This is a genomic window from Bradyrhizobium sp. McL0616, from assembly GCF_049993385.1.
Taxonomy (GTDB): Bacteria; Pseudomonadota; Alphaproteobacteria; order Rhizobiales; family Xanthobacteraceae; genus Bradyrhizobium.
In genome coordinates this window covers 482,202-495,037 of the sequence record NZ_CP188255.1, presented here as the reverse complement: position 1 = coordinate 495,037, position 12,836 = coordinate 482,202, and the positions used below count along the sequence as shown (strand labels likewise).

The 12,836-nt window shown below is 64.6% G+C and carries 11 protein-coding genes; 4 read left to right on the top strand and 7 right to left on the bottom strand.

Going from position 1 to position 12,836, the window contains the following annotated elements; translation table 11 throughout:
• The first annotated feature begins 22 nt into the window (after positions 1 to 22).
• The 3 genes from ACPPVR_RS02330 to ACPPVR_RS02320 all read left to right on the top strand — a co-directional run bounded on the left by ACPPVR_RS02330 (position 23) and on the right by ACPPVR_RS02320 (position 2,395).
• Positions 23 to 1,246 carry a divergent polysaccharide deacetylase family protein gene (locus ACPPVR_RS02330; protein ID WP_426612686.1) on the top strand — a complete coding sequence of 408 codons (1,224 nt, stop codon included), beginning with the start codon at positions 23 to 25 and terminating at the stop codon, positions 1,244 to 1,246.
• A 75-nt stretch (positions 1,247 to 1,321) separates the two neighbouring features.
• Positions 1,322 to 1,825: an RNA pyrophosphohydrolase gene (locus ACPPVR_RS02325; RefSeq protein WP_426612685.1), complete on the top strand. Its 504-nt coding sequence runs from the start codon at positions 1,322 to 1,324 to the stop codon at positions 1,823 to 1,825.
• A 63-nt stretch (positions 1,826 to 1,888) separates the two neighbouring features.
• Positions 1,889 to 2,395, top strand: coding sequence for an RNA pyrophosphohydrolase (locus tag ACPPVR_RS02320; protein WP_426612684.1), 507 nt, complete (start codon positions 1,889 to 1,891; stop codon positions 2,393 to 2,395).
• A gap of 27 nt (positions 2,396 to 2,422) precedes the next feature.
• On the opposite strand, the gene ACPPVR_RS02315 is transcribed toward ACPPVR_RS02320, so the two are convergent.
• The 6 genes from ACPPVR_RS02315 to ACPPVR_RS02290 all read right to left on the bottom strand — a co-directional run bounded on the left by ACPPVR_RS02315 (position 2,423) and on the right by ACPPVR_RS02290 (position 9,333).
• Positions 2,423 to 4,078 (bottom strand): adenylate/guanylate cyclase domain-containing protein, encoded by a 1,656-nt coding sequence (locus tag ACPPVR_RS02315; protein ID WP_426612683.1) that lies wholly within the window; start codon positions 4,076 to 4,078, stop codon positions 2,423 to 2,425.
• Between the two features lie 143 nt (positions 4,079 to 4,221).
• Entirely contained in the window at positions 4,222 to 4,629 is a 408-nt protein-coding gene (locus ACPPVR_RS02310; protein WP_426612682.1) for a F0F1 ATP synthase subunit epsilon, read from the bottom strand.
• 86 nt (positions 4,630 to 4,715) lie between these two features.
• Positions 4,716 to 6,158, bottom strand: a complete 1,443-nt coding sequence (atpD, locus tag ACPPVR_RS02305; RefSeq protein WP_426612681.1) for a F0F1 ATP synthase subunit beta — start codon at positions 6,156 to 6,158, stop codon at positions 4,716 to 4,718.
• Positions 6,159 to 6,212: 54 nt separating this feature from the next.
• Positions 6,213 to 7,088 (bottom strand): F0F1 ATP synthase subunit gamma, encoded by an 876-nt coding sequence (locus ACPPVR_RS02300; protein ID WP_426612680.1) that lies wholly within the window; start codon positions 7,086 to 7,088, stop codon positions 6,213 to 6,215.
• 155 nt (positions 7,089 to 7,243) lie between these two features.
• Positions 7,244 to 8,773 carry a F0F1 ATP synthase subunit alpha gene (gene atpA, locus ACPPVR_RS02295; RefSeq protein WP_426612679.1) on the bottom strand — a complete coding sequence of 510 codons (1,530 nt, stop codon included), beginning with the start codon at positions 8,771 to 8,773 and terminating at the stop codon, positions 7,244 to 7,246.
• The gene (locus tag ACPPVR_RS02290) at positions 8,773 to 9,333 is read right to left on the bottom strand and encodes a F0F1 ATP synthase subunit delta (RefSeq protein ID WP_426612678.1); all 561 of its coding nucleotides are present in this window, start codon (positions 9,331 to 9,333) and stop codon (positions 8,773 to 8,775) included. The genes atpA and ACPPVR_RS02290 overlap by 1 nt, the downstream gene beginning before the upstream one ends.
• Positions 9,334 to 9,970: 637 nt before the next feature.
• Between ACPPVR_RS02290 and ACPPVR_RS02285 the strand changes: the two genes are divergently transcribed.
• Positions 9,971 to 10,456, top strand: a complete 486-nt coding sequence (locus ACPPVR_RS02285; RefSeq protein ID WP_426612677.1) for a septal ring lytic transglycosylase RlpA family protein — start codon at positions 9,971 to 9,973, stop codon at positions 10,454 to 10,456.
• Positions 10,457 to 10,565: 109 nt separating this feature from the next.
• Here the strand turns inward: ACPPVR_RS02285 and ACPPVR_RS02280 are convergent, their stop codons facing one another.
• A complete protein-coding gene (locus ACPPVR_RS02280; RefSeq protein ID WP_426612676.1) occupies positions 10,566 to 12,776 on the bottom strand; it encodes a primosomal protein N' in 2,211 nt (736 codons plus the stop codon).
• Positions 12,777 to 12,836 lie beyond the last annotated feature (60 nt).

Genomic DNA, 12,836 nt, shown 5'->3' with positions numbered 1-12,836 from the left:
CACCAGTGATTCGGGATCGCGCATGACTGAAACGGCCGATGATCTGAGCGCCCCGCTCGGACAGGACAAGCCGCGCCGGAAACGGCGGTTGCGGCTGCCGTTCACGGCCATGCAGGCGCTCGCCATGCTGCTCGGCCTGTTCCTGGTCGCCTTTGCCGGCTTCGCCATCTTCAACAAGGATCCGCTCGGCGGCGAGCCGATGACGCGGATCGCGATCCGCGACTCCAAGGCCACCGATGAGAAGCCCGCCGCCGAGGCGGCAGCGACCGGCCATGACCAGGAGAGCAGGCACGAGACCAAGCAGGCGCCCAAGGAGGCCGCCTCCGGTGAGCACAAGACTGTCACCATGATCGACGGCTCCACCGGCGCGCGCCACGACGTGGTGATCGGCGCCGGCGACGCCGCCGACAAGGGCGAAGCTGCCTCGGCAGCACCGGCCGTGATGGCCGGGATCGACCCCAAACTGCTGGAGAAGTCCCGCTACGGCATGATCCCGGTGATCGCCGGTGATCTGAAGCCGTTCAACGTCTATGCGGCGGAGGCCGACCGCGCCAAGGCCGCGAAAATGCCGGTGGTCGCGATCATGATCGGCGGCCTCGGCGTCGGCGCCGCCAAGACCACCGACGCGATCATGAAGCTGCCGCCGGCGGTGACGCTGGCCTTCACGCCCTATGGTTCCGAACCCGGCAAGCTGGCCGAGCGCGCCCGCGCCCAGCGCCACGAGATCTTCCTCCAGATCCCGATGGAGCCCTACGACTTCCCCGACAACGATCCCGGCCCGCAGACGCTGCTGACCTCGCTGAGCGTCGACCAGAACACCGACCGCCTGTACTGGCACCTGAGCCGGATGCAGGGCTATGCCGGCATCACCAATTTCATGGGCGCCCGCTTCGTGGCGACCGATGCGGCGATGCAGCCGGTCATCCGCGAGGCTTCCAAGCGCGGGCTCGGCTTCTTCGACGATGGTTCCTCGCCCCGCAGCATCGCACCCCAGGCCGCGGGTAGCCTGGCCGTGCCGTTCGGCAAGGGCGACATCGCCATCGACGCCGTGCCGACCCCGGCCGAGATCGACCGCGCCCTGAGCAAGCTGGAATCGACGGCACGGGAACGCGGCGTCGCCATCGGCACCGCTTCCGCCCTCCCCGTCTCGATCGAGCGGCTCGGTGCCTGGATCAAGACATTGAGCGACAGAGGTATCCTTTTGGTGCCATTGACAACCGCGATGCTGAAATCAAGATCCAGCTAAATCAACGAATTGGTACGGCGCGGGTCCGGCGGGGCCGGTCGAGCTTGACCAGCAGCACGCGAGAGGTTTGGTGGCATGGCGCGTTATGAGGATCTGCCCTACCGGACCTGCGTCGGTGTGATGCTGATCAACAACAAGGGACTGGTGTTCATCGGCCGCCGTGCCGGTGGCATCGAGCATGTCGACGAGACCCATGTCTGGCAGATGCCGCAAGGCGGCGTCGATCCCGGCGAGGACACCTGGGACGCCGCCAAGCGCGAGCTCTATGAGGAGACCAGCGTGCGCTCGGTCGAGCGGCTCGGCGAGGTCCCTGACTGGCTGATCTACGACATCCCGCGCACGGTCGCCGGACGCGCCTGGAAGGGACGCTACCGCGGCCAGCGCCAAAAATGGTTCGCGGTGCGCTTCACCGGCAAGGACAGCGAGATCAACGTCGCGAATCCCGGCGGCGGCCACAAGGCCGAGTTCGTGAACTGGCGCTGGGAGCCGATGAAGAACCTGACCGGGCTGATCATCCCGTTCAAGCGCCCGGTCTATGAGCGCGTGGTGAAGGAATTTTCCGCGCTGGCGGATGAATAAATCAAATTGTCATCCCGGCTTCGGTGCTAATGCATCGCCGGGATGACGATGAGAGATCCACACGTGACGAATGAAAAACCCTACCGTCCCAATGTCGGGATCGCGCTGTTCAATGCCGACGGCCGTGTGCTGATCGGCCATCGCTTCAAGGGCGACGGCCCTGAGACCATCCTGCCCGGCCTCGACTGGCAGATGCCGCAAGGCGGCGTCGACGAGGGCGAGAACCTGCGCGATGCGGCGATCCGCGAACTCTGGGAAGAGACCAGCGTCAAGAGCGCCGACTATCTCGGCGAGACAGATTGGTTCACCTACGAGTTCCCGCCCTATGACGGCCCACAGACCCACCGACTGGCGAAGTTTCGTGGCCAGCGCCAGAAATGGTTTGCGCTGCGCTTCACCGGCCGGGACGACGAGATCGATCCCTTGACGCCGCGCAACGGACAGCCCGCGGAGTTCGATGCCTGGCGCTGGGAAAATCTCGATCGGGTCGCCGATCTCGTGGTGCCGTTCCGCCGCGAGGTCTATCGCGGTGTGGCGCAGCAATTCGCGCCATTGGCGGCCAAAACGTAAAACGCCGAAAACAACCCCGAGCGCGCGCTAATTGGTCGGTCCCACCGTAAACGGGCCGATCGCGATCACGTGGCAGTCGCTGTCGTGCTTGACGCAGTCGGCGAGCGCACCGTTGACGGCGGCCTGCTCGTCCGCGGCTTTCAGGCCGAGGCCGGGGCGGCCGGCGGTGCCGACGGCGACCGCGTTCCAGCCCATGCCCTCGCCGAGCTTGCGCACCACCTCGTCGCGCGCGTCAGCCACGATCGAGGAATTGCTCGCGGCATGAAAGAAGCCGGTGACCTTGAGCACGGTTGGGATCGGCACGACGAAATTATCGTCGACCGCCACGATCATGCAGGCGACGCCTGCGATCGCGCCGCAGGATTCCAGCGAGCGCCGCGCCGTTTCGTCGACCGTCGACGCGCCGAACACCATGAAATATTGTCCGCCCGGACCGAGCGCGACCGAGCGCGATTTCGCCGCCGGAACATACATGTTCTCGACGCGGACTTTGGCCTGGTCGCGCAGCATCGGAAAGTCCTTCGTCACGAACGCACGCTCGGTCATGGCGTCGTGCCGGACCCAGGGCCGCGGCGGCATCGGCGGCCCGCTGTGCGTGTAGACGACATTGTTGCCGACCGCATAGAGCTCGCAGCGCCGCGGCGATTGCGCGGCGTCGGCGCGCTTCTGGCACTGGTCGAGCGCGGCATTGCGCGCGATATCCTCGTTCGGCTGGTTGATCGCGGAGCCGGTGAAGCCGCCGATGTTCAGGGCAAAGGCCTTGTAATCGCCGGCGGCGGAATATTCGTTGCTGAGATAACTGCGCAGGCGTTCGCCGATGAAGGGCACCGCGTCCACGGGGAATTTGCCGCCTGAGGTGGATGGCGGCGAGGGCATCGGCGTTGGCGTCGTGGCAGCCGCCGCGCTTTGGGTAGGCGTCGGCATGGGCATCGGCGCCTTCGCAGCCATCGTGGGCATTGGGCTCGGCGTGACCGTCGGCATCGGGCTCGGTGCCGTCGCGGCCACGGAGGAATTTTCCTTGGTGGTCTCGAGCTTGGTGAAATAGAGGAAGCCGCTAACGCCGATGGCGACGACGGAGACCACGCCGACCACCAGCGGCCACATCCAGTTCGGCGCGGGCGCTGCCTTCGCGACCTTCTTCAGCTGGGGCGTGGAGTAAGTGCCGTCCTCGCGCCTCATCGCCACCATGTAGGCGTGCACCGGCGTCGGGATGTTCTTGACCTCCTGCGCGCCGATATCGGCGAACTGCACCGACAGCTTGTTGGCGACCTGCTCGTGCACGGCGCGGGAGACGCAGATGCCGCCGACTTCGGCGAGGCCTTCGAGCCGCGCCGCGATGTTGACGCCGTCGCCCAGAAGGTCGCCGTTGCGCTCGACCACATCGCCGATGGTGATGCCGATGCGGAACGACATCTGCCGGCTCGGCGGATAGGCCATGTTGCGGGTCCGCAAGCTTTCCTGGATATCGATCGCGCAACGCACCGCGTCGACCGCGCTCGGGAACTCCGCAAGCACGGCATCGCCGGCGGTGTTGAAGATGCGACCGTTGGCCTTTGCGATAAAATCGTCGATGACTTCGCGGTAGGACGCCAAACGCCGCAGCGTCTCTTCCTCGTCTTCCGCGACCAGTCTTGAGTAACCGGCAATATCGGCCGCGAAAATCGCCGCGATCTTGCGTTTCATCTGCACCAGCCCTGGAACAAAGTTCGCGGGCAGAATGCCGCTATCGGCGGCGCGGTGCAACAAAGTTTCAGCGCCCGTCACGGCCATGACGAGCGCTGAACTTATTCAGGAATCTCGGTCGAGCCCGGAGTGGTCCCCGGGGCTTAGTGCATGGCCGTCGAGCTGACCTGCTGCTGGATGCTCTTGTAGTGATCGAGCCGCGCAATCGCGTTGTCGAGCTCGGAGCCTTCCTTTTCCTTCAGGCCCTCTTCCATCTCAGAGATGGTTTCGGCGAACTGGGCGCGATCGAGCTCGTCGAGCGAAGTCGCGACGTCGGCGAGCACGGTCAGGCCCTTTTCGGAGACTTCGGCGAGACCGCCGAGCACGATGACCTTCTGGTGCTTGGCGCCCGAGGTGATGGTGAGGATGCCGGGGCGGATCGCAGCCACGACCGGCGCATGACCCGCCAGCACGCCGAAATCACCCTCGACGCCGGGAATGTCGACCTGGTCGACTTCGCCCGAGAATGCGAGCTTTTCCGGAGAGACGAGATCGAAGTGGAAGGTGGCCATAACAAACCTGCGAATGGTGAGTAGCGAATGGCGAGTGGCAAAACAGGGAGCAGCGAGCCGCCACTCCCTATTCGCTATTCGCCAGCCTAAGCGGCCTCAGCCGCCAGCTTCTTGCCCTTCTCGATCGCCTCTTCGATGGTGCCGACCATGTAGAAGGCGGCTTCCGGCAAATGGTCATACTTGCCTTCGCAGAGGCCGCGGAAGCCCTTGATGGTGTCCGCGAGGTCGACGAACTTGCCGGGCGAGCCGGTGAAGATTTCGGCGACGTGGAACGGCTGCGACAGGAAGCGCTCGATCTTGCGGGCGCGGGCCACCGTCAGCTTGTCCTCTTCCGAAAGCTCGTCCATGCCGAGAATGGCGATGATGTCCTGGAGCGACTTGTAGCGCTGCAGCACCTGCTGGACCTGACGCGCGGTGTCGTAGTGCTCCTGACCGACGACGAGCGGCGAGAGCATGCGCGAGGTCGAGTCGAGCGGGTCCACCGCCGGATAGATGCCCTTTTCCGAGATCGCGCGGTTCAACACCGTGGTCGCGTCCAAATGCGCGAACGAGGTCGCGGGCGCCGGATCGGTCAAGTCGTCGGCCGGAACGTAAATGGCCTGCACCGAGGTGATCGAGCCCTTCTGGGTGGTGGTGATGCGCTCCTGGAGCGCGCCCATGTCGGTGGCGAGCGTCGGCTGATAACCCACCGCCGAAGGAATACGGCCGAGCAGCGCCGACACTTCAGAACCGGCCTGCGTGAAGCGGAAGATGTTGTCGACGAAGAACAGCACGTCCTGGCCCTGGTCGCGGAAATGCTCGGCGACGGTCAGACCGGTGAGGCCGACGCGGGCGCGGGCGCCGGGCGGCTCGTTCATCTGGCCGAACACCAGCGCGCATTTCGACTTCACGCTCGGATCCGGATTGTGCGGATCGGCGTTGACCTTGGACTCGATGAACTCGTGATAGAGGTCGTTGCCCTCGCGGGTACGCTCGCCCACGCCGGCGAACACGGAGTAACCGCCGTGCGCCTTGGCGACGTTGTTGATCAGCTCCTGAATCAGCACGGTCTTGCCGACGCCGGCGCCGCCGAACAGGCCGATCTTGCCGCCCTTCGCATACGGAGCAAGAAGATCGACGACCTTGATGCCGGTGACGAGAATTTCAGCTTCGGTGGACTGGTCGGTGTAGCTCGGCGCATCCTGGTGGATGGCGCGCTTGCCATCGGACTTGATCGGACCGGCTTCGTCGATCGGCTCGCCGATGACGTTCATGATGCGGCCGAGCGTGCCGTCACCCACCGGAACGGCGATCGGCTGGCCGGTGTCGGTCACTTCCTGACCGCGCACCAGACCCTCGGTCACGTCCATCGCGATCGTGCGCACGGTGGACTCACCGAGATGCTGCGCAACTTCCAGCACGAGGCGGATGTTGCCGTTCTTGGTTTCCAGCGAATTGAGAATGGCCGGCAAATGGCCCTCGAACTGCACGTCGACGACGGCGCCCATGACCTGGGTGACGCGACCGATCTGGTTAGCTGCTGTGGCCATGATTAGCTCTCCTTCGAAATTCTGGACTTGAACGACCGTCGTTGGGTTCGTGCGTCAGACCGCCTCGGCGCCGGAGATGATCTCGATCAGCTCCTTGGTGATCTGGGCTTGACGGGTTCGGTTGTAGATCTGGGTTTGCTTGCGGATCATTTCGCCGGCGTTGCGGGTGGCGTTGTCCATGGAGCTCATCTGCGCGCCATAGAACGATGCGTTGTTTTCCAGCAGCGCGCGGAAGATCTGCACCGCGATATTTCGCGGCAACAGGCCGGAGAGGAGTTCGTCCTCCTCGGGCTCGTACTCGTATGAGGTCGCCGGGCCGCTCGCGGCCTTTGCCTCGACGACCAGCGGGATGATCTGCTGCGCGGTGGGGATCTGTGCGATCACCGACTTGAACTGCGCGTAGAACAGCGTGCAGACGTCGAACTCGCCGGCGTCGAAACGGGCCAGCACCTTCTTGGCGATGTCCTCGGCGTTGACGAAGCCGAGCTGACGCACGCCGCGCAGGTCGAGATGCTCGACGATCTGCTTGTCGAACAGGCGGCGGAGCTGCTCATAGCCCTTGCGGCCGACGCAGAAGAATTTCACGTCCTTGCCTTGCGCGATCAGCGCCAGGGCACGCTCGCGCGCCAGGCGCACGATCGAGGAGTTGAAAGCGCCGGACAGGCCGCGCTCGCCGGTGCAGACCAGCAGCAAATGAACCTGGTCCCTGCCGGTGCCGGCGAGCAGCGCCGGCGCACCGGGCGAGCCCGCGGCGGCGCCGGCGATATTGGAGATCACCGCGCTCATCTTGTCGGCATAGGGTCGCGCCGCCTCGGCCGCTTGCTGGGCACGGCGCAATCTCGACGCCGCGACCATCTGCATGGCCTTGGTGATCTTCTGCGTCGCCTTGGTGGAGGCGATGCGGACGCGCATGTCTTTAAGTGACGCCATTCTTCGTTCACCCCGGCGGTTCGACGCAACGTCGGACCGCTAGCCTATCCCTGTCGCAATGCCCGGCCGGGCGCCGGGCACGCTTTTTATTGTCTTGCCTCTCGCGAAGCGGTCATGGCCGGGAGACCCGGCCACGCAGCATCAGGCAAAGCTCGTTACACAAAGCTCTTGGCGTAGCCTTCGACCACCGCCTTCAGCTTGGCCGCGCTGTCGTCGGAGAGATCGCGGCTGTCGCGGATCGCGTTGAGGATCTCGACGTTCTTGCCGCGCAGCAGCGAGAGCAGGCCGTCCTCGAACGCGCGCACCTTGTTGAGCGGCAGCGGATCGAGATAGCCGTTGGTGCCGGCCCAGATCACGCAAACCTGCTCTTCCATCTTCAGCGGCGCGAACTGCGGCTGCTTAAGGAGCTCGGTCAGGCGCGAGCCGCGGTTGAGCAGGCGCTGGGTCGAGGCGTCGAGGTCGGAGCCGAACTGCGCGAACGCCGCCATTTCGCGGTACTGCGCCAGCTCGCCCTTGATCTTGCCGGCGACCTTCTTGGTGGCCTTGGTCTGCGCCGAGGAGCCGACGCGCGACACCGACAGACCGACGTTCACCGCGGGACGGATGCCCTGGAAGAACAGGTCGGTTTCCAGGAAGATCTGGCCGTCGGTGATCGAGATGACGTTGGTCGGAATGTAGGCCGACACGTCGTTGGCCTGGGTTTCGATGACCGGCAGCGCCGTCAGCGAGCCGGAGCCCTGGTCCTTGTTCAGCTTCGCCGCGCGCTCGAGCAGGCGGGAATGCAGATAGAACACGTCACCCGGATAGGCTTCGCGACCCGGCGGGCGGCGCAGCAGCAGCGACATCTGGCGGTAGGCGACGGCCTGCTTGGACAGATCGTCATAGATGATGACGGCGTGCATGCCGTTGTCGCGGAAGTACTCGCCCATGGTGCAGCCGGTGAAGGGCGCGATGTACTGCATCGGCGCCGGATCCGAAGCGGTCGCAGCGACGATGATCGAGTATTCGAGCGCGCCCTGCTCTTCCAGCACCTTCACGAACTGGGCGACGGTCGAACGCTTCTGGCCGATCGCGACGTAGACGCAATACAGCTTGATGTTCTCGTCGGTCTGCGCGTTGAGCGGCTTCTGGTTCAGGATGGTGTCGAGCGCGATCGCGGTCTTGCCGGTCTGACGGTCGCCGATGATCAGCTCGCGCTGACCGCGGCCGATCGGGATCAGGGCGTCGATCGCCTTGAGGCCGGTCGCCATCGGCTCGTTCACCGATTTGCGCGGAATGATGCCGGGCGCCTTGACGTCGACGCGCATGCGCTTGTCGGCCACGATCGGGCCCTTGCCGTCGATCGGGTTGCCGAGCGCGTCGACGACGCGGCCGAGCAGACCCTTGCCGACCGGCGCGTCCACGATGGCGCGGGTGCGCTTGACGGTCTGGCCTTCCTTGATCTCGCGGTCGCCGCCAAAAATAACGATACCAACGTTGTCGGTTTCGAGGTTCAGCGCCATGCCGCGGGTGCCGTTCTCGAACTCGACCATTTCACCGGCCTGGACGTTATCCAGACCGTAGACGCGAGCGATACCGTCGCCGACGGACAGCACCTGTCCGACTTCGGAGACTTCAGCTTCCTGGCCGAAATTCTTGATCTGGTCCTTGAGGATCGCGGAAATTTCCGCGGCGCGGATGTCCATCAGCCTGCCTCTTTCATCGCGTGCTTGATCGAATTGAGTTTGGTGCGAAGCGAACTATCGATCATGCGGCTGCCAAGCTTGACCACGAGGCCACCGATGATCGAGGGATCGACTTTCACGTTGAGCGCGACGTCCTTGCCGGTCACCGACTTCAGGGCAACCTTGAGGGCGTCGAGATTCTTGTCCGAGAGCGCCTCCGCCACGGTGACGTCCGCGGTCGCCTCGCCCTTGAATTTGGCGACGAGGGCGCGGTAGGCGCGGATGACGTCAGTCACCACGAACAGGCGGCGGTTGGCGGTCAGGACTTTGAGGAAATTGGCGGAGATGCCGGCGATGCCGACCTTGTCCAGCACGGCCGAGAGGGCCCTGGACTGGGCCTCGGCCGCGAAAACCGGGCTGCGGACGAGGCGCTTCAGGTCAGCGCTTTCATTCAGCAGGGCCTCGAATTTCTCGAGGTCGGCTTTGACCTCGTCGACCAATTTCTGGTCGCGGGCCAATTCAAACAAGGCCGTTGCATAACGACCCGACACACCTGAAACGGACGTATTTTCTGCAGCCACAGACGCGCTCTTTTAGCTGTCAAATTCGCAAGGGAAAAACCGTCGCCACAAAGCGGCGCCTAGCGATCCAAGCCCTTGGAATTCAAGCGGGACTTCGATTTTCGGCCGACACGGGACGTGCCGGGACCGTTAAAATCGCGGCTTTGCTAACATAGCAGGCGCGCACGTGCAACATGACGCCAAAGTAAAGGCGCCGCGATCTCTCGCCAGTTCGTCGCAGCTCGCGACATCTTCATGATGACCTGCCGCGCCACGGAATTGACGCAAGCGTTTACAGCGGCGTCCGGCCGGCTCGTTCCTGCCCTCAGCGCATAGCGGCCATGAACACAGCTCGCAGAGGCGTGAGGCGGCACTGGCGCGCTTCACCCGCCGAATACTTACCCAATTCTAAACGAGTTTAGCGATGACTTAATTCTACAGTATTCGTAAGTATTCGAAGAGTTAATAAATCGGTAAAATGGAAGATAGCGGAACATTGGTTGATTACCAGAGCCGGCAACAAGATGTCTCACCAAGACGCGGAATCGATTTACTGCCCAATTCATGCCTCATTGCCAAACCAAACGCCAATCCGCTCACAAACTGATGAGGGCTCCACTGGCCACATATGTGGCAATACTAGCGTAGGGACCACTAAATGCTGTCTTTGAAGATGTTGGGCTCCGTGACCCGGCCGCGTACAGCGATCGCTTTTGTCGCCGCAACTCTCCTCGTTGGTGGAACTGCCACTGAAGCTTCCGCCAAATCCAGGCATCACCGGTATCACCACCACGCCCAGAACGATTCCAGCTCCGACTGGCGCAACGCCAATGCGTCCATGACGCCGTCGTCGGGCACCGGACGCTCTTTCTCCGGCATGGCCTCGTTCTACGGCAACGAATCCGGCAGCAGGACTGCGTCGGGCCAGCGCTTCAACCAGAACGCCATGACCGCAGCGCACCGTTCGCTGCCGTTCGGCACCAAGCTGCGCGTCACCCATGGCGGCTCGAGCGTCATCGTCACCATCAATGACCGTGGCCCGTTCGTGCGCGGCCGTGTGCTCGACCTCTCGACGGGCGCTGCCCGCGCCATCGGCCTCACCGGCGCCGGCGTCGGCCGCGTCACCGCGGAAGTCGTCTCCTAACGGCGCGAGTCGCGTGAAATAAGCCCGCCGTCTTGGGGGACGGCGGGCTTATTGTTTGCTCTGCCGCCACTGCGAGCGCAGCGAAGCAATGACGGGGGTGGCGCGGGGCCTACAAAAAGCTCTGCGGATCGACGTCCACCTCTAACTTCTGATTGCCCTTCGGCTTCGGGCAGACCGCGAGCCAGTTGCGCAAATAGTCCGACAGATCAAAGCCGCGCGCCGATTTCACCAGGATGCGGAAGCGGTAGCGGCCCTTGATCACGGCGAGCGGGGCTTCCGCCGGCCCCAGCACCACCACGCGCTCGTCGCGCGGCGCGAGCGCAACGAGGCGGCGGCCAAAGCCTTCGGCGCTCGGCCGGTCGCCAGCGGAGATGATCAGGCTCGCCAGCCGTCCGAACGGCGGATAGAGCGTGCGCTCGCGCAGGTCGATCTCGCTGTCGTAGAAGGCCTCGCGGTCGCAGGCGATCAGCGCCTTCATCACGGGATGGTCGGGCTGATGGGTCTGGAGATAGCCGACGCCGCGGCCCTGCTCGCGTCCGGCGCGGCCGATCACCTGGTTGAGCAATTGCCAGGTGCGTTCGGACGCGCGCGGATCGCCGTTGCTCAAGCCCAGATCCGCATCGACCACGCCGACCAGATTAAGCCGCGGGAAATTGTGACCCTTGGCGACAAGCTGCGTACCGATGATGATGTCGACGCGGCCTTCGGCGATGTCGTTGAGCTCACTGCGCATCGTCTCGATCGAGGTGATGAGATCGCTCGACAGCACCATGGTGCGTGCTTCAGGGAACAGCGCCGCCGCCTCTTCCTGCAAGCGCTCCACGCCGGGCCCGACCGCGACAAGCGATTCCTCGGCTGCGCAGTGCGGACAGGTCTGCGGCCGTGGCATCGAGAAACCGCAATGGTGACAGACCAGCCGCTGGCGGAAACGATGATCGACCAGCCAGGCATCGCAGATGGTGCAGGCGAAGCGATGACCGCAGGCGCGGCACAGCGTCAGCGGTGCATAGCCGCGGCGGTTTAGGAACAGCAGCGCCTGCTCGCGTTTCTCGATCGCGATCCTGATCTCGGAGGCCAGGCGCGGCGAGATATAGCGGCCGCGCGCGGGCGGCTCGCGGCGCATGTCGATGGCCTCGATATGCGGCATGTGCTGGCCGCCGAACCGCGAGGGGAGCGCGATGCGCTGATAGCGGTTCTTGCGCGCGTTGACTTCGGACTCGACCGATGGCGTGGCTGAGGCCAGCACGACCGGGATCTTGGCGATATGGGCGCGCACCACCGCCATGTCGCGGGCGTGATAATGCACGCCCTCGTCCTGCTTGTAGGCCTGGTCGTGCTCTTCATCGACCACGATCAGCCCGAGATTGGCGTAAGGCAGAAACAGCGCCGAGCGCGCGCCGACCACGACCGGCGCGGTACCTTCGGAGATCGCGGCCCAATTGCGCGCGCGGGTGCGCGGCGTCAGCTCGGAATGCCATTCGATCGGCCGCACGCCAAAGCGCTGCGCGAAGCGATCGAGGAACTGGCCGGTCAGCGCGATCTCCGGCATCAGGATCAGGGTCTGCTTGCCGCGGCGGATGACCTCTGCAATCGCCTCGAAATAGACCTCGGTCTTGCCCGAGCCGGTGACGCCATCGAGCAGCGCGACGTGAAAGGTGCCATTGGCGGCAAGCGCGCGCATCGCATCGACCCCGGCGCGCTGGAGCGGCGAAAAATCCGGCTGGCCGAAATCCGGATCGGGTGCCGGCGGCGGTGGCGGCGGCGGCATCGGCTCGACCGTGAGCGTGCCCTCGTCGACGAGGCCGTCGATCACGCCCCCCGAGACGCCGGCTTCCTTGGCGGCCTCGGATTTGCCGTGCAGCAGCCGGTCCGACAGCACCTCCATCACGCGTTGCCGCGCCGGCGTCAGCCGCTTCGGGGGATCGCCGACCAGGCGCACGCCGGCGCGTACCCGCTCGGGGCCGAGTTTCTCGCCCATCCGCAGGCACATGCGCAACACCATGCCGCGCGGGCTCAGCGTGTAATTCGCGACCCAGTCGACCACCGCGCGCAGCTCGGGTTTCAGGGGCGGGACATCGAACTTCTCGGTGACGTCCTTCAGCCGGTTATGCAGGCGCGGATCGGGATTGGCGTTTTCCGCCCAGACCACCGCGAGCACCTCGCGCGGACCGAGCGGCACGCCGATGAGATCGCCGGCCTTCAGCTCCATTCCGCGCGGCACCTTGTAGGAATAGGTCTGGTCGAGCGCGACCGGCACCAGCACGTCGACCATGCGGGTCGCGTTGGCGGAGGCGGCGTTGCTGCGCGTCGAATGATCCATGAATGGAGAATCGGAACCTTGGGGTCTTGAAGCTAGCGCGCGGAGGCGGCCTTAGCGAAC